The following is a 16598-nucleotide window of genomic DNA, read 5'->3' as shown; positions in this document are numbered from 1 at the left end:
ATGCACCGTCTAAACTTTCACGACTTATCGATTCCGAAAAAGTTGTCCATGATAATGATGGGCACGACCACCATCGCACTGTTCTTGGCCTGTGCCAGTTTTCTGGTTTACGAATATGTCACCGTGCCGCGCAACGTCGCGCGCGACCTTAAGTCGCTCGCCGCGGTTACCGGTAACAACGTCGCGGCCGCTCTAGTCTTTCAGGACCGAAAGATGGCCGCCGAAGCGCTGGCCGCGTTTACGGTCACTCCCAATGTGGTCTGGGGGGTGGTTTGTCGCAGCGACGGCGACGGCTTCGCCAGCTACGACCGCGACGGTCGCGGTAATTTTCCCTCGGGCTGCGCCAGGCGTGGCGATGAAGTTCGCACTTACGATGACCGCGTCGAGCTGTCGCAAACGATCAGGTTTCGTGGGGAAGTGGTGGGCTCGGTGACCCTCAACGCCGACCTTAGAGAGATTAGCGAGCGGATGTGGAGCTACGGTCAGATCGTCTTCATCGTATTGGTCCTGTCACTGGGGGTTGCTTACGTCATCGCCAGGCAACTGCAGCGGTTCGTGTCGAAGCCCTTGGTCGATTTAGCGAGCGTTGCCAAGCAGGTGTCGCGCAGCAAGACTTATTCTGTCCGCGCGACCAAGGCGGCGAGCGATGAAATCGGCGAGTTGGTCGACGGTTTCAATACCATGTTGGGTCAGATTGAAGCGCGCGACGCGGTGCTGGAGCAGAAGGTCTACGATCTTCAGCGCGAGGTGACCGAACGCCAACGGGCCGAGGCGGAGTTGGCCAAACAGACGGTCGAGCTGCCGCGATCCAATAATGATCTGCAGCAGTTCGCCTACGTCGCATCGCACGATCTGCAAGAACCGCTGCGCATGGTCTCCAGCTATACACAGCTATTGTCCAAGCGCTACAAAGACAAGCTCGACGGCGACGCTTTGGAATTCATCGACTTTGCCGTCGATGGCGTCAAGCGCATGCAAACCCTGATTAAGGACCTGCTGGAGTATTCCCGAGTCGGAACCCGCGGCAAAGAGATGGTGCCAGTGGATGCGACGGCGCTCGTCAACGTCGCGTGCCGCAGTCTATCGGCTTCGATCAAGGACGCCAACGCGAACGTCGCGGTCGCAGCGCTGCCGGTGGTCATGGGCGACGAGACCCAGTTGGCGCAGCTTTTCCAAAACCTGATCGGCAACGCGATCAAATACCGCAAAAAGGATGTTCGGCCGGTCGTTCAAGTGAGCGGTTGGCTCGACCAAGGGCAGTGCCACTTTTCTGTGAAAGACAACGGCATAGGCATTGCGCCGGAGCATGCGGAGAAGGTCTTTGTTTTGTTTCAGCGGCTTCACGGCAAGTCCGAATACGAAGGCACTGGCATTGGGTTGGCTATTTGCAAGAAGATCGTCGAGCGCCACGGCGGTCGCATCTGGATCGAATCGATGCCCGGGCAGGGCACCGATTTTAGATTTACCTTGCCGTTGGCGAGTGCGGAAAAATCGGTGGCCGAGGCCTGTCTGTAGCGCTCTGTTGGAAATTGCCCCAACAATAATGACGACCCTCGACTTGTTGTCGCTTCACCGCAGGTAGCTCCTTCGATCTATTTCTCCAACAGCCGGCGCAAGCGCTCGATGATGTCTTTGCTCACCGACATCACTTCCTTGGCGAGATTGTCGAGCTCTTCTCCGCTTGCCGGGTCGATCTCCAACCGTTTCTTCGCCGCTTCGGCCAGCAAGTCGGGATCTTTCAGAGACTTCGCGAAGGCATCGCGCAATATCTTGACACGATCCGCCGGCGTGCCGGGCGTGGCCATGATCGGCCGGCCGAACTCGCTGGAGGCCATCGCTAAATGACCGAGCTTGCGGGTCGCTTCCGGGGTTTTGTACTCGTCCATCAGCTCGTTCACGGTCGGAGTCTCGGGCAGGCGCGGATCGCGCTTCTTGCCAGTTTGAAACAGCACCCGGACGAAATTTTTCTTGCGCCAGGTGTGAAACGGCTCGCGCGCGAAGAACGTCGTCACGGTGAAGCCGCGGCAGACCACTTCGTTTTTCTCCACCGCGAGGTCGATCTCTTGGCCGCCCTGGTAGCCGGTGACGATTTCAAACTTGGTGCCGATCGCTTCGTTGAGAAATTTCACCAGAAAATAAGACGATGACCCGGTGCCCGTCGAGCCACACTTGGGCGGCAGCGCCGCTTTAGTCACGTCGTGAATGGTTTTGAAAGGCGTGTCCGTGCGCATGTAGAGCAGATTGTTCGATGCTTCGAAGCTGCCGAGCCAGCCGTACTTGCGCCAGTCGAATCTCACTTCCTTGCGCCCGAGCAACTGATCGAAATAAAGCGACGGCAGGGTCGCGCCGAGCGTTAACCCGTCGGGCTTGGCGACGTTGGCGACGTAGTTCGCGGCGATCATGCTCGACGCACCGGGCATGTTCTGCACCATGATCGTCGGATTGCCGGGAATGTACTTCCCCATGTAGTTGGCCAACATGCGCGGGTAGAGATCGTAAGCGTCGCCGGCCGGCAGGCCAACGACGATGCGAATGGTTTTGCCCTCGAAGAAAGGGGGCTGAGCCGCAAGCTCTGCGGTTTGAGCCAGGAAAAGTGAAAGCACCAGCGTCAAGACTTTCTTAAGCATACCAGTTCCGTCTCGCTATTGCGCGACTGACACTAGTCGAATATTTGCGCAGCTGTCAAATGGCATAAGTGCTGTGATCCCCGCACGGTTGCTTTCACCGGCGCGGGAGCCACCAGCCGATTTTTCTTCGAGCCGATCATTCATGGGCGGTACAACCTATCTGTCGGATGGTGTATATTAAGAACGATCAAAGGGCTCGACACTGGCCGCGATCGCGGAGAAACGTATGAAAGCAATCAGAGTAGAATCGAACGGTTACATAAAGCTGCCTAAAGAAATGCTCAGGCTCTTCCCGACATCGAGTGAACTGGCGGTATGGACGGAGGGAGACATGATTGTTCTCAAACGAGTGCGTCCACTCAAACCGTCGATGATTGCCGAACGAGTCGCGGAAGTTCCTGCAAACAACGGTCGCTGAAGTCATAGAATCGCTCTTGAGCCTGGTTGAGATCGTCCCTTCATCAAAATAGAGCCAGTCGTAGAGTGAGATCCGGACGATGATAAAGTGATCGCCTGTGTAGTTGCGGCGCAGGCGAAATGGCTTGTCTCCGGCGACGATGATATTTTAGTCCTGAAACAATACGAGAACATCCCCATCCTGACACCGAGCCGATTCTTACGAATCTGGAAGAAATCTCAGTAATCGGCCGCCTTCGCTCGCGAGAAACAGTCCACTTCGGTTCCCTCAACTCAAAGCTGGTCGATGATCTGCTGAAGCCGCCGATTGCTCGATGCGCCAGGCATGTTTTGCACCATGATCGTTGGATTGCCGGGAATGTATTTGCCCATGTAGTTGGCGAGCATGCGCGGGTAGAGATCGTAGGCGTCGCCGGCGGGCAGGCCGACGACGATGCGGATGGTCTTGCCTTCAAAGAAAGAGGTTTGAGCGTTGAGCTGTGCGGCTTGAGTCAAGCTAAACAAGATGGCGAGCACGATAGCTTTCATTCTCCGAAACCTCCGCGCGGGAGCAAATTGTCTCCCGTCAAAATAATGCCAGACAGTGGTCGACGGTCATTGTGCGTGTCAATCGCATAATAATCTCGTCAGCACTTTGACGTGGCGGTTAGCAGTCCTGTAAACGTTGCCCCTCGCCCTTTGGTCGATAGCTTCTTCGACTGCAAGTTTTGCCTGTTTTCCCCTCTGAGCTCGTCGCTGTCCGCAGTGTTAGGGCGTTAACTCATCGATCAGAAAGTATTTTCCCAGCAAACGGTAGGTGCAGTTATTTTCCGCGGCACAAGGATGAAACGAAAGATCTCTATGGCACGGCTCTGGCTTATATCGACCGCGGAAAATAGCGCCCGCAAAAATGGAATACAAATTCACGCAACAGAGAATTGCGAAGCTTCGCAGGGTATGGCCTGTTTGGACCGCATTGCTGATTGCTGTGGCTGTATTTTGCGTGACAAAGCCGGCGTCGGGAGCCGTTGCCGTCGACGCAGTCTCCAGCGGTACCGCGACGACAAATACCGTTACCATCTCCCATACGACTTCAGGAACAGATCGGCTAATGTTAGTCGGCGTTTCGTTTATTGTCGAGAGCAGCAGCGTAGACGTAAGCGGCATCACGTATAACTCAGTCGGTCTGACAAAGGTTTGTGAACAATCATTTGGCACCGACACCCGCACGGAGATATGGAGCCTGGTAAATCCTGGCGCCGTTACCGCGAACGTGGTCGTGAGTTTCTCCGGCGCCTCGGGGCATGGAAAAGTAGTTGGAGTGACAACGTTCACCGGTGTCGATCAGACTACACCCCTGGGCACCTGCTCAACCAGCGCTAGCGGAAGTGTCACCGTGAGTTCGGCGGTAGGAGAGCTAGTTTTCGATACTGTGGTTTCCAAAGATTCCGCGATTTCGGTCGGCGGCGGTCAAACTCAACGGTGGAATTTGAGTCGAGCCGGCTCCGGCGGTACCGCCTACGGGGGCGGCAGCACAGAACCGGGAGCAGCGAGCGTGACCATGTCGTGGTCGGGGGTAGCTGAAGCCGCCATCGGCGCAGTGCCGATCAAACCCGTCCCGCCCACGGTGACTTTGTCTCTTAGCGGTAGCCCGTTGGCAGAAGCAGGCGGGACCGCGACGGTGACGGCCACTCTGTCCAATACTCATAGTCAGGACGTTACGGTCAACTTGGCCTTTTCAGGAACCGCGACGTTGACCAGCGACTACACGCGCTCGGGAACGTCGATCACGATTCCAGCGGGCAGCACCACGGGCAATATCACACTGACTGCGGTTCAAGACAGCATCGACGAGCCGAACGAGACCATCATCGTCGATATCAGCTCTGTGACCAACGGCACGGAGTCGGGCACCCAACAAGTGACGGCAACGATAACAGATGACGATGCGGCACCGACGGTATCCTTCGGCGCTAGCAGTTCCAGCGGAGCAGAGTCGACCACGTCCGTCTCGATACCGGTATCGCTATCAGCAGCGTCTGGGCAGACCGTTGCGGTGGACTACTCCCGCACCGGTGGAAGCGCCACACCTGGCGGCGTCGATTTCACGCTGAACAGCGGCACGCTGACGTTCAACCCGGGAGAGACCATTAAATATGTGCCGATTACGGTAGTCGACGATACCGTAGCGGACAGCGGCGAGACGATTGAGATCACACTTGCGAATCCAACCAACGCGTCGCTCGGTGCCAACACGGTGCACACCTACACGGTCATCGATCCGACAATCCGGTTTCGTTCCGCAACGCAAGCGAGTGTGGGTACGGGAGTCGCGACACTCACGCTTAACGTTCCCGCCGGCACCGTGCAGAACGACGTCATGATCGCCGTGGTCGCCGTAAGACCAAGCGCATCCGCAATCACCGAGCCGGCCGGATGGACTCTGATCCGATTGCAGCCCGACAACACCAATATAACCCAAAATCTTGCAACCTATCGACGCGTCGCCAGTAACAGCGAGCCGGCAAACTATACCTGGACTTTCAGCGGAGCGCCGACCGGCGCAGTCGGCGGAATCATGACCTTTTATGGAGTCGATACGACGACGCCGATAAATGTTTCTGGCGGACAGGTAGCGGGATCTGGGGACATCTCGGCGTTTGTGGTCACAGCACCCAGCGTGACGACTACCGTAGCGAACACCATGCTAGTCACGGCGTACGCTGTTCCTTCCTCGGGCACGCCGGGATCCGCCTGGTCACCTCCTTTGGATATGACTGAGGGGGGAGAGGGATCATCGAGCACAGGTACCGGCGGCGAATCCATGGAGATGAACTATGTCGCTTTGTCGGCGGCGGGCAGTAGCGGTACGAAAGGCGCGACGATTGTGGGGCACAATGATAGTGACGGTGTCGCCCAGAGCGTAGCGTTGACACCGGCGACCGCGCCCACGGTCACTTTGAGCGTCGACAACAGTTCGATTGCGGAGGCCGGCGGGACGGCGACAGTTACGGCAACTCTGTCGCAAGCTTATGGTCAACCGGTGACCGTGAATCTGGCGTTTTCCGGAACAGCAACAACCAACACAGACTACACGACTTCAGCATCGTCGATCACGATTTCTCCGGGGAATCTGACCGGCAGCATCATACTGACGGCGACGCAGGACACGATTGATGAGCCCAATGAGACGATCGTCGTCGACATCACGACGGTGACTAACGGCAGCGAGTCGGGTACCCAGCAGGTGACCGTGACGATCACCGACGACGATGCGGCACCCTCCGTGACCCTCAGCATTAGCGGGACACCGATGGCTGAAGCTGGAGGAGTGGCCACGGTCACCGCCACACTGTCACACACGTCGACGCAAGCCGTGACGGTGAATCTGACATTTTCGGGCACGGCAACGCTGACCAGCGACTACACGCGCTCGGGAACGGCGATCACAATTGCGGCGGGCAGCACGACTGGAAGTATTACCTTAACTGCGGTTCAAGATGCTATCGACGAACCGGACGAGACGATCATTGTCGACATCGATACTGTAACCAACGGAACTGAATCCGGTACTCAGCAGGTGACCGCGACGATCACCGACGACGATGCCGCGCCGACGGTCACGTTGAGCATCAGCGGCACACCAATGGCGGAAGCAGCTGGAGTCGCAACGGTCACTGCAACACTATCGGCGGTTTCTGGGCAGGATGTGAGCGTCAACTTAACGTTCTCCGGCACAGCGACATTGACTGCGGACTACACTCGCTCTGGCACTTCAATTACGATTCCAGCCGGCAGCACAACGGGCAACATCACGCTGACTGCCGTTCAGGACTCTATCGACGAGCCCAATGAAACGATCATCGTCGACATCGACACTGTGACCAATGGTACGGAGTCGGGCACGCAGCAGGTGACCGCGACGATCACCGACGACGATGCGGCGCCGACAGTGACGTTGAGCATCTCGGGTACGCCAATGGCCGAGGCCGGTGGCGTGGCCACCGTGACCGCGACACTGTCTGCCGTCTCTGGACAGGACGTAACCGTCAATTTGACTTTCTCCGGCACGGCGACGCTCACTTCCGACTACACGCGCTCGGGGACTTCAATCACAATTCCCGCCGGCAGCACGACGGGAAACATCACGTTGACTGCCGTTCAGGACTCTATCGACGAGCCCAATGAAACGATCATTGTCGACATCGATACTGTAACCAACGGAACTGAATCCGGTACTCAGCAGGTGACCGCGACGATCACCGACGATGATGCGGCGCCGACGGTAACACTGAGCATCAGCGGCAGTCCGATGGCAGAAGCGGCTGGTGTGGCGACGGTCACTGCAACACTATCGGCGGTTTCTGGGCAGGATGTGAGCGTCAACTTAACGTTCTCCGGCACAGCGACATTGACTGCGGACTACACTCGCTCTGGCACTTCAATTACGATTCCAGCCGGCAGCACAACGGGCAACATCACGCTGACTGCCGTTCAAGACACTATCGATGAGCCGAACGAAACAATCATCGTCGACATCGACACTGTGACCAATGGTACGGAGTCTGGTACCCAACAAGTCACGGCCACAATCACCGACGATGATGCGGCGCCGACGGTGACACTGAGCATCAGCGGCAGTCCGATGGCCGAAGCAGCTGGAGTCGCAACGGTCACTGCAACACTATCGGCGGTTTCTGGGCAGGATGTCACAGTCAACTTGGCTTTCTCGGGTACGGCGACACTGACAAGCGATTACACACGCTCAGGGACAGCGATCACCATTACAGCTGGCGACACGACAGGGAGTATCACGCTGACGGCGGTTCAAGACAATATCGATGAACCGGATGAGACGATCGTCGTCGATATCGATACCGTCATCAACGGCACGGAATCGGGCACCCAGCAGGTGACTGCAACCATCGCCGACGACGATACCGCTGGCATCACGGTTACGCGCACCAGCGGGCCAACGACGACGGAAGAGGGAGGCACGGCGACGTTTACCGTGGTGCTTGACTCAGCGCCGACCGCGACGGTCACGATTCCGATCTCATCGAGCAACACCGCCGAGGGCACGGTTTCGGTGCCCAGTCTCTCGTTTGACGCCAGCAATTGGAACGCCGCACAAACGGTCACCGTCACGGGCGTCGATGACGTCATCGATGACGGCCACATCGCTTACACTGTCGTCATCGGGCCAGCCAGCAGCTCGGATGGCAACTATCACAACCTCGATCCGGCTGATCTCTCGATGACAAACACCGACAACGAGGGCTCCGCGGGCCCGGCGGCAAGCCAGGCGCTCTGGTTGCGCGCCGACCGTGGTGTGAGTTTGAACGGCGGCGTGGTCGATCAATGGGCGGATCAGTCCGGTAATGGGCGCGACGGTCTCAAGGATCGAGCGGTTCCCGCCCCAGTGTGGTCGCCAATACTCTGAACACGCTGCCGGTGCTGCGGTTCGACGGTTCCGACGATTTTCTTGCCTACAATTTGCCGGTGAGCGGCTTGTCGGGCATGACCATTTTCTTGATTTCCAAGAACAGCGTCGACCACACGCCTGCGGCGCCGAGCAACGCCAACAACACGGCGATTTTTTGGAACGAGACAGCGAGCGGGGGCACCGTTTATCTGGGTCCCTTCCAGGACGAAGTCGCCTATCGGTTTGGCACCACACAGGTAGGGAATCAGCCGGTTTACACGCGGCCGTCAAACATCGGCAACCAATTTTCAATGACCGTGTCGCGCCACGATGGCGCCAGCGGCACGGACACCTTGTTCGTCAATGGCGCCCAGGTTCACAGCGAATCCGGCAAGTTGGCCAACATCGCCCAGACTCAGCCCACCGGCAACATCGCCCGGGGCTGGAACAACAATACTTTTTTTAACGGCGATATCGTCGAGGTGCTGGTTTACGACCGCGCATTGTCCGCCGCGGAGCGACAACAGACCGAACAATACTTGAACGAAAAATACTCGCTCTATCCCGTTCCCACAGTAGCTTTCAACGCGGTGAGCTCGAGCGGCGTCGAATCGGTAACGACCGTGAACATCCCGGTTTCTTTGTCGGTGGCTACCGAGCCGACGGTGACTATCGACTTCGCGGTGACGGGCGGGACCGCCACCGGCAGCGGCACCGACTACACGCTTGCGAGCGGCACGCTGACGTTCGCTACCGGTCAAACGACACGAAATATTGCGGTCACCATCAACAACGACAGCCTCGACGAATTGGACGAAACTATTCAAATCACTCTATCCAATCCGGTCAATGCAACGCTGGGCGCGCCCACCGTGCACACTTACACCATTACCGATGACGACGCGGCGCCGACGGTGACGCTATCGATTAGCGGTGCAGCCATGGCGGAAGCCGCGGCTGCGGCCACGATCACGGCGACGCTGTCAGCGGTATCAGGACAGGACGTGACGGTCAACTTCGGATTTTCCGGCACGGCGACATTGAACAACGACTACACCGCCTCGGCCTCGGTGATCACCATCCTCGCCGGCGCAACAACTGGAAGTATCACTTTAACTGCGATTCAAGATGCCATCGACGAGCCGAGCGAGACGATTGTTGTCGATATAATATCGGCTACCAATGCGACCACGTTAACGCCGCAACAGGTGACTGCGACCATTATCGACGACGACGCCATGCCGACGGTGACGCTGTCGATTGCCAACGCGAGCATGGCCGAAGCCAGCGGCGTGGCCACGGTGACGGCGGCGCTTTCGGCCGTCTCGAGCTTGGATGTAACGATCAATCTGACTTTTTCGGGCACAGCGACGTTCAATACCGACTATTCTGCGTCGTCGGCAGTCATAACTATTCCCGGCGGTGGTCTCACGGGCGGAATCACACTTACCGCGATTCAAGATACGCTCAACGAAGCGAACGAAACGATTGTGGTCGGCATCGGCTCGATCACCAACGCAACCGAGCTCGGCACGCAGCAAGCGACGGCGACCATTGTCGACGACGATGCCATGCCGACGGTGAGTCTTTCGATTGCCGGCACTTCCATCGCCGAAACCGGCGGTATTGCGACAGTGACGGCGACTCTGTCCGCGATCTCCGGTCAAGCAGTCACGGTGGGTTTGGCGTTTTCCGGCAGCGCTACTTTCAACGTGGATTACTCGCCGTCGAGCACAAGTATTGTCATTCCTGCGGGAAGTTTAAGCGGCAGTATTACCTTGGCCGCGATTTCAGATACGATCGACGAACCCAACGAAACTATCGCTGTCACAATGGGCTTAGTTTCCAACGCCACGGCGGCCGGCCTGCAACAGGTCACGGCGACGATCATCGATGACGATGGGCCGAACGTTGCTTTCAACCTGGCCATCGATGACACGCCCGATCCGGTGCAGCCCGGCGCCGAGATTGCCTACACGCTTACCTACGGCAACGCCACGACGGCCAATCAAACCGCTTCGCAAGTCACGCTGCGCAACACGATTCCAGCCGACACGACGTTTGTCTCGGCGAGTAACGGCGGCGCGTTTGCGGCGGGCTTGGTGACCTGGACGCTCGGCGATCTGGCGCCGGGTGCCAGCGGCACGCGCACGTTAGTGGTTCAAGTGAACACGCCGTTGCCCAACGGTACGATTCTTACCGCTCAGGCGACCCTGCAAGACAACGCCAGCACGAGCATCAATGCCAGCCAGAATACAACGGTGCAGAGCGCGCCGATTCTCGCGCTGTCGATGACCGACAGTCCCGACCCGGTGCAGGCAGGCGGTCAGCTCGCCTATACCGTGAACTACAGCAATGCCGGCAACGCCAATCAAACCGCCCCATCGGCGACGCTCGGTGTGCCGCTACCAGCGAACGCGACTTTCGTTTCCGCGAGCAATGCCGGTGCGCTGGTCGGCGGGATTGCGACTTGGAGTCTTGGCGATGTGCCGCCCGGCACCAGCGGCACGCGCACCTTGGTGGTCCAGGTGAATTCGCCTCTGCCCAATGGCACGATCCTCAACGCGCAAGTAAGCTTGCAAGATACGATTGGCAACAGCGCCGCGGCGAGCCAGTCGAGCACGGTAAACAGCTCACCGTTGCTGGCGTTGACTGTGATCGATAGCCCCGACCCGGTGCTGCCGGGTGGCGAGGTCACGTATACGTTCACGGTTAGCAACGCGAGCGCGGCCAATCAGACCGCCACAGGCGTGACTTTGACCGATACGATTCCCGCCAACGCGACCTTTGTTTCGGCAAGCGACGGCGGCGTCTTCGCCAACGGCATCGTTACCTGGACGATTGCCAGTCTGGCTCCGGGAACAAGCGTAACTCGGACCCTGGTTGTTAAGCTCGGCTCGACCGTTCTCGGCGGCACTTTGGTCGCCAACATCGCCACCATTGGCAACGGCCAAGGCCAGAGCGCGTCGGCGCAAGCCAACACCACGGTTGCCTACACCGGTGGCGGCGGTTTCGTGCCGAATAATTATGCGACGACCAACGCAGAGTCGGCGAGCGTCGGCGCCGACACAACGCCGGCAAGCAGCTCGGGATTTTCCGTGGCCGCGCCGGCGGAAATGGCGCCCGGTAGCGTGCCGCTCCAAGCTCCCGCACCGGCGCTGGTGACGCCGCGCGCGCCGACCACTCCATTGATGCCGCCCAATCAGGCGCCAAATTTTACCCAGCCCAATTTTGGCCAGCCGCGCTGCTCGACCATGTTGTCGCTGTCAGGCTCGCACAGCCCGCAGCCTGCTTTTAGCGGCGCTACGGTGACGTACACGTTCAACTACATCAACCTCAGCACGCTCGACACCATGCGCGATGTGGCGCTGCACAGCTTTTTACCCAAGGAGATGACGTTTGTGAGCGCCAGCGATCGCGGCGTGGCGGCCAGCGACAACTCGGCCTACTGGCACTTGGGCGACTTGGCGCCGGGAGCACGGGGCACCCGCAGCGTGGTGGCGCGGGTGGGGCAGCTTGAAGCGGAGACGATTCTGCTCGTCAACAACCACGCAATGTTAGAGAACGGCGTTGATAATTGCGCGCAGACCATCGAAGCGGCAACAATCCAAGCGGTTTCATCCACCGACAAGGACGGCGACGGTTTTCCCGACGAGGACGAGAAGCGCTGCGGCGCCAATCCGCTTGACGCCGCGAGCACTTGCTTTTCATTGGAGTTGACGCAAAACACCATCCGTGTGCAGCGCGGCAGGGAGGTGAGCCTGAAGGCGCTAGTAAAAGGCAGGTTCCGCTTCGCCGGCGAGGTCACCGTCACGCCCAACAATAGCTTGAACGGGGCGGTCTGGCAGGTTGCCGACTCCCACGCCAAGCTTGGGCCTAAAAAGATGAGCGAGGAGGTTTCTTTTGGTTTATATACAACCAGCAACACGCCGCTTGGCTTGCACCAGGTGCCCATCTGGGCAGTGAGTGGCAAGATGGCAACGACGCAGATACTAACGATCGAGGTAGCGCCCTAGGCGCGACATACGGGGAGAGTTCCAACGCAACCATGAAACCGTGGGGGGCATTGCTGATAGGGTTGGGGAGCTGTTTGGCGCTAGCGTGGATGTGTGCCGAGTTCAGTGTCGACGCCATCGAGGACGATTTGATCGCCCGCACCGAGAAATCGTTGCAGAGTCTCAAGATCGAAAACCTTCACGTTTCCGCCGACGGACGCAATATCGTTTTGGAAGGGGAGGTGGCAACCGAAGGGGTGCGACAGACGGCCCACGCGAAGGTGGAGGCCGTCGCCGGGACTTTCACGGTGCTGAACCGGCTGCGCGTCGCAAAAGTCCGCCGCCCAGCGACGACTCCGGCCGATCCGCTTGCCGACTGCTGCGAACCGCTGACACCCGAAAAAGAAAATCCCGGTTCCAGCGAAGGAGACCGGGCTTTTCAGAAGGGTGGCGCTGAGGTTAAGCCGTATTAACCCTTTTGCGCTTTGGGGCCGCCATGGTGGCGGGCGGCGAACAGAGTCTTCAATTGGTCGCGCTGGGCTGACGTCAAAACCGATTTGCCGTTCTCTATCGACTCGACGCGGAGATAGCGCAGGTCGGAACGTAGCTTCTCAGCCTGATCGATCTTGGTGCGGGCCAAGACCAAATTGGCAGGCGACGCGTCGAGAATCGCCCGCAGCTCGCCCTCCACGGCTTTTAGTTGTTGCGCAATCGGGCCTACCTGATTTTGGAAATTGGTCTTGATCTTCTCCAGGTTGGCAACCTGGTCGTTGGTGAGATTCAGCTCAGACTTGTGGCGTAGAGCGATGCTGATCCAGGGCGCATCGCCGCCCACATGGTTACCCGGCTGAAACTGGGCGCGATGGGCCATTCGGCCCGGGCCGCGATCATCGGCCACGGCGTGTAAACTCGCCGCCGACAGCACCGCGATGGCGCCGCCCAATGCTAAAACCGTTACTTTGTTATTCATCTATTCCCCCTTTGAAAATATTTTGTCCGTCTTTGCGGACTCTGCAGGGTTAGACGGTGGCGATGGAAAAAAGTTCACACGAGTTTCCCCAGATCTCAGCGATCGAGCGGGGCGGGGCGCAGCCTACAAAACTTGCTTTGGCGCCAATCTGTCAAGGGTTTCGAGAGAGTCGATGGAGATCTCGCTGAGCGATGCGCACACAGCGGTGGCTTTGGAAAAGTCATGGTGGCGCGTGTAATCGTTGGGCACGGCGACGGAGCGCATGCCGGCCGCATGGGCCGCGATGATGCCTTTCTCGGCATCTTCCAGCACCAGACATTCGGCCGGCGCGGCGTCAAGCTGTTTGGCGGCGGCGAGAAAAATATCCGGCGCCGGCTTGACCCGCTCGACGTCGAGACCGCTGACAATCGCCTGAAAGTAATGGCCGATCTTGAGCCCGCCGAGCACGCCGTCGACGGCGTCGCGATAGGAAGACGAGGCGAGGCCGACTTTCTTGCGCCCATGTAGGGCGTCGAGCAATTCCAGCGCGCCGGCCATCGGCTTTAACTCGCAGGCGAGCAAATCGAGGTAGCGTTTGCTTTTGACCGCACGCACGGCGAGCGGATCCTGGGTGTGGCCGCGCGCGGCGAGCCATTCCGCGATGCCCTTGCCGCAGCGCACCCAATGCTCGGCATATTCGGCTTCGCTAAGCGCGATGTTCTCGGCGCCAAGTGCGTCACGATAGGCCTGGCAGTGCAGCCGTTCGGTGTCGGCGAGCAGGCCGTCGAGGTCGAAGATGATGGTGGTAATCATGCGGGCAAGCAGAAGATTAAGGTGCTCCGCCGCGTTCTTCAAGCGAGCGCTGGTTTGCTTGCTGAGACACCGGGTCATCGCATAAAGTCGCCGCATCCATTCTAATGTCGGAGGACTTATGAAAATCGAAGCGCGCTTAAAAGAACTCGGCATCGAGCTGCCAAACCCGCCGACGCCGGCGGCCAATTATATTGGCTACGTGCGGGCGGGCAATATTCTTTTCATCGGCGGCAACATCGGCCGCGTCAACGGCTTGATTAAGTACCGCGGCAAGGTCGGTGCCGAGGTGACGTTGGAACAAGCCTACGAAGCGGCGCGCAACTGCGGCTTGAATCACATCGCGACGATGAAAGCCGCGCTCGGCGATTTGGACAAGGTCGAGCGCATTATCAAGGTCATCGGCTGGGTGAATACGGCACCGGGGTTTACCGACATGCCTAAAGTCATGAACGGCGAGTCGGACTTGCTAGTGCAAGTGTTCGGCGAGAACGGCCGCCATACGCGCGCCGCGTTGGGCGTGTCATCGCTCAGCCAAGACGCACCGGTGGAATCCGAGGTTACTTTACTGGTGCGCGATTAGGCGCTAGCTCAGTTTGGTAACTGACTCCGTGGGGCGCCAATAGAGCGGCTTTGCCGTTGCCATCGGCGAGGTTTTCGGCAACCACCAAACCGCGTAAGAGGCCGCGTTTGCCATAGTCCAACAGAGCGATGCAGGCTTCGGCGTTGTGCTTAGCGACATTATGGCGCACGATTGCCGGGCCGCCACCGACGACGATGCCCGAAGATGTCCGCGAGCCTGCGACATAATTTCTTTCCACTATACTGGTCTTCCCTGTGTCTGTAGCGCCGTACACCATGATTGGCGGTCCCTTGGTGTTGACGATGACATTGTCGCGGATAACGCCCGTTGAATTCAGCTTGAACTGTACACCGTAACCCACTTCGCCGGGCGGCGCGTCCACGCGCTCGATGACGTTGCGCTCCATGAGAACATCAGAAAGGATGCAATGGCCACCGTCGTGGCAGCCGAAATACATACCGGTGGCTCGAGAGTCGAAGATTTGATTGCGCCGCACGACGAGACCGCGCACGCTCTGATGGTTGGCGACGACGGCGATGCCACCTAAGCGCTGAAACACATTGTCCTCGACAACGATGTCGTTGCCACCAAAAATCCTGACAGCGTCGACGTGCGGCAGCGTCGAGCCTATCTCAAGGCCGGAGATCGTCACTTGATTGGCGTAGATTTCCAGTACATTGGAGGCGCGCGCCTGATAGACGATGCGCGGGCGCCGCTGCAGGTCCGCGGCGCGAATGACCATCGAGCGGCGAATCTTGCAGCCGCCCTGATAGTCGCCCGGTTTCAAGATCAACTCGCCGCCGGCTTGAGTCTGCCCAATGGCTTCGCACAAGTTCACCGATGGGTCGATTTCCCTGGCGCTGGCAGCGGCAGCCAGAAATAGCACGGCTGCGATCACCGCGAGTGTTGCGCTTTTAAACATGGTACAAATTGTAAACCGGCGCTAGCGCAGGAACAACTCCAGACCGTTATGTTTATCGTCATTATTGGCGTCACCGACGCCGGCAAAAGCACAGTTGGCCGAAAATTGGCCAAGGAGCTAGCCTGGCCGTTTTTCGAAGGCGATGACTACCACCCGGTCGCCAACATCGAAAAAATGGCAGCCGGTGTCGCGCTGACCGACGACGATAGAAAGGCGTGGCTGGGGGCGCTTGCCGAGATCATCGCCAGGGAAAGCAAGCTCGGCAACAACGGGGTCTTGGCCTGCTCGGCGCTAAAACGATCCTATCGCGCGCAACTGCGCGGTGCTGGTGACGTGACCTTTGTCCATCTGCAGGCGGACCGAAGTGTCATTCGCGAGCGCTTGCGTCGACGCAAAGGCCACTTCATGAATCCTGCGCTGGTCGACAGCCAGTTCGCCATACTCGAAGAGCCCAAGACGGCTATCGTCGTCGATGCGGCCTTGCCAACCGATGAGATCATCCAATCGATAAGGCAGGCGCTTGCGCTCTAGGGTGTCGCAGGAGCCCGGATGGATTTTTCAGGAGAATCTCGATGGTTTTATCATTTGGCTGCGCCCGCCTTCAGCTCCGCCTCGACAAAGCTCCAGTCGACCACCTGGCTGGTCGGCACCGGCTGCTTGACGCCGCCCGCCCGCATGGCAAGTTCGATGTTCATGAGGATGCCTTTTTCCGGTGAGATGCCGTTGGCTGTCCAGGCGGGCATGGCGCGGTCGAAGGATTGCTCGGCGATGGCGGGCTCCATGTTTCCTTCAATGAAGTAAATTTCGGGTTGAAATCCGACTGTCCATGGCAAAACTTTGCGGGCCTTTGCCGCTCGTGGTAAACAACGACGAACTCTGGGCCCTAGGAGA

Annotated in this window: 13 protein-coding genes; 7 read left to right on the top strand and 6 right to left on the bottom strand. The window is 58.7% G+C overall.

Translation table 11 applies throughout. The features are described from left to right. Positions 1–1515 carry a HAMP domain-containing protein gene (locus tag FJ145_09445; GenBank protein ID MBM4261641.1) on the top strand — a complete coding sequence of 505 codons (1515 nt, stop codon included), beginning with the start codon at positions 1–3 and terminating at the stop codon, positions 1513–1515. A gap of 77 nt (positions 1516–1592) precedes the next feature. Here FJ145_09445 and FJ145_09440 read toward each other — a convergent pair whose 3' ends face one another. Further along, the gene (locus tag FJ145_09440; GenBank protein MBM4261640.1) at positions 1593–2627 is read right to left on the bottom strand and encodes a hypothetical protein; all 1035 of its coding nucleotides are present in this window, start codon (positions 2625–2627) and stop codon (positions 1593–1595) included. A gap of 226 nt (positions 2628–2853) precedes the next feature. On the opposite strand from FJ145_09440, the gene FJ145_09435 reads away from it, so the two are divergent. Next, on the top strand, positions 2854–3045 hold the full coding sequence (locus FJ145_09435) for a hypothetical protein (GenBank protein ID MBM4261639.1): 192 nt from the start codon (positions 2854–2856) through the stop codon (positions 3043–3045). A 272-nt stretch (positions 3046–3317) separates the two neighbouring features. On the opposite strand, the gene FJ145_09430 is transcribed toward FJ145_09435, so the two are convergent. Further along, a complete protein-coding gene (locus FJ145_09430; protein ID MBM4261638.1) occupies positions 3318–3572 on the bottom strand; it encodes a hypothetical protein in 255 nt (84 codons plus the stop codon). A gap of 361 nt (positions 3573–3933) precedes the next feature. Between FJ145_09430 and FJ145_09425 the strand changes: the two genes are divergently transcribed. Genes FJ145_09425 through FJ145_09415 form a run of 3 tightly spaced genes read left to right on the top strand, consistent with a single transcriptional unit; the run spans position 3934 to position 12916 of the window. Then, positions 3934–8466, top strand: a complete 4533-nt coding sequence (locus FJ145_09425) for a hypothetical protein (GenBank protein MBM4261637.1) — start codon at positions 3934–3936, stop codon at positions 8464–8466. After that, complete coding sequence (locus FJ145_09420) at positions 8448–12464, top strand: DUF11 domain-containing protein (GenBank protein MBM4261636.1); 4017 nt, start codon at positions 8448–8450, stop codon at positions 12462–12464. The genes FJ145_09425 and FJ145_09420 overlap by 19 nt, the downstream gene beginning before the upstream one ends. 32 nt (positions 12465–12496) lie before the next feature. After that, on the top strand, positions 12497–12916 hold the full coding sequence (locus tag FJ145_09415) for a BON domain-containing protein (protein ID MBM4261635.1): 420 nt from the start codon (positions 12497–12499) through the stop codon (positions 12914–12916). On the opposite strand, the gene FJ145_09410 is transcribed toward FJ145_09415, so the two are convergent. Both FJ145_09410 and FJ145_09405 read right to left on the bottom strand, forming a co-directional pair. After that, entirely contained in the window at positions 12913–13413 is a 501-nt protein-coding gene (locus FJ145_09410) for a hypothetical protein (GenBank protein ID MBM4261634.1), read from the bottom strand. The genes FJ145_09415 and FJ145_09410 overlap by 4 nt on opposite strands. Before the next feature lie 123 nt (positions 13414–13536). Then, entirely contained in the window at positions 13537–14358 is an 822-nt protein-coding gene (locus FJ145_09405; protein ID MBM4261633.1) for an HAD family phosphatase, read from the bottom strand. Here FJ145_09405 and FJ145_09400 point away from each other — a divergent pair. Further along, on the top strand, positions 14324–14785 hold the full coding sequence (locus tag FJ145_09400) for a RidA family protein (protein MBM4261632.1): 462 nt from the start codon (positions 14324–14326) through the stop codon (positions 14783–14785). The genes FJ145_09405 and FJ145_09400 overlap by 35 nt on opposite strands. On the opposite strand, the gene FJ145_09395 is transcribed toward FJ145_09400, so the two are convergent. Beyond that, a complete protein-coding gene (locus FJ145_09395) occupies positions 14763–15707 on the bottom strand; it encodes a hypothetical protein (GenBank protein ID MBM4261631.1) in 945 nt (314 codons plus the stop codon). The two genes, FJ145_09400 and FJ145_09395, sit on opposite strands and share 23 nt — an antisense overlap. A 48-nt stretch (positions 15708–15755) precedes the next feature. On the opposite strand from FJ145_09395, the gene FJ145_09390 reads away from it, so the two are divergent. After that, a complete protein-coding gene (locus FJ145_09390; protein ID MBM4261630.1) occupies positions 15756–16238 on the top strand; it encodes a gluconokinase in 483 nt (160 codons plus the stop codon). A gap of 50 nt (positions 16239–16288) precedes the next feature. Here FJ145_09390 and FJ145_09385 read toward each other — a convergent pair whose 3' ends face one another. Beyond that, positions 16289–16489, bottom strand: a complete 201-nt coding sequence (locus tag FJ145_09385) for a hypothetical protein (protein ID MBM4261629.1) — start codon at positions 16487–16489, stop codon at positions 16289–16291. Positions 16490–16598: the final 109 nt, after the last annotated feature.

It is taken from the genome of Deltaproteobacteria bacterium, from assembly GCA_016874755.1.
In the GTDB taxonomy this organism is placed as follows: Bacteria; Desulfobacterota; Binatia; order UBA9968; family UBA9968; genus DP-20.
Note: the sequence above shows the minus strand (reverse complement) of the source record. Positions and strands in the feature narration are given on the sequence as shown.

Bases quoted from the DNA above. Each gene is read 5' to 3' on its own strand.
- FJ145_09445 (MBM4261641.1), top strand. From the start codon at position 1: ATGCACCGTCTAAACTTTCACGACTTATCGATTCCGAAAAAGTTGTCC.
- FJ145_09410 (MBM4261634.1), bottom strand. From the start codon at position 13,413: ATGAATAACAAAGTAACGGTTTTAGCATTGGGCGGCGCCATCGCGGTG.
- FJ145_09435 (MBM4261639.1), top strand. From the start codon at position 2,854: ATGAAAGCAATCAGAGTAGAATCGAACGGTTACATAAAGCTGCCTAAA.
- FJ145_09395 (MBM4261631.1), bottom strand. From the start codon at position 15,707: ATGTTTAAAAGCGCAACACTCGCGGTGATCGCAGCCGTGCTATTTCTG.
- FJ145_09405 (MBM4261633.1), bottom strand. From the start codon at position 14,358: ATGCCGAGTTCTTTTAAGCGCGCTTCGATTTTCATAAGTCCTCCGACA.
- FJ145_09440 (MBM4261640.1), bottom strand. From the start codon at position 2,627: ATGCTTAAGAAAGTCTTGACGCTGGTGCTTTCACTTTTCCTGGCTCAA.
- FJ145_09415 (MBM4261635.1), top strand. From the start codon at position 12,497: ATGAAACCGTGGGGGGCATTGCTGATAGGGTTGGGGAGCTGTTTGGCG.
- FJ145_09400 (MBM4261632.1), top strand. From the start codon at position 14,324: ATGAAAATCGAAGCGCGCTTAAAAGAACTCGGCATCGAGCTGCCAAAC.
- FJ145_09425 (MBM4261637.1), top strand. From the start codon at position 3,934: ATGGAATACAAATTCACGCAACAGAGAATTGCGAAGCTTCGCAGGGTA.
- FJ145_09385 (MBM4261629.1), bottom strand. From the start codon at position 16,489: ATGGAGCCCGCCATCGCCGAGCAATCCTTCGACCGCGCCATGCCCGCC.
- FJ145_09430 (MBM4261638.1), bottom strand. From the start codon at position 3,572: ATGAAAGCTATCGTGCTCGCCATCTTGTTTAGCTTGACTCAAGCCGCA.
- FJ145_09390 (MBM4261630.1), top strand. From the start codon at position 15,756: ATGTTTATCGTCATTATTGGCGTCACCGACGCCGGCAAAAGCACAGTT.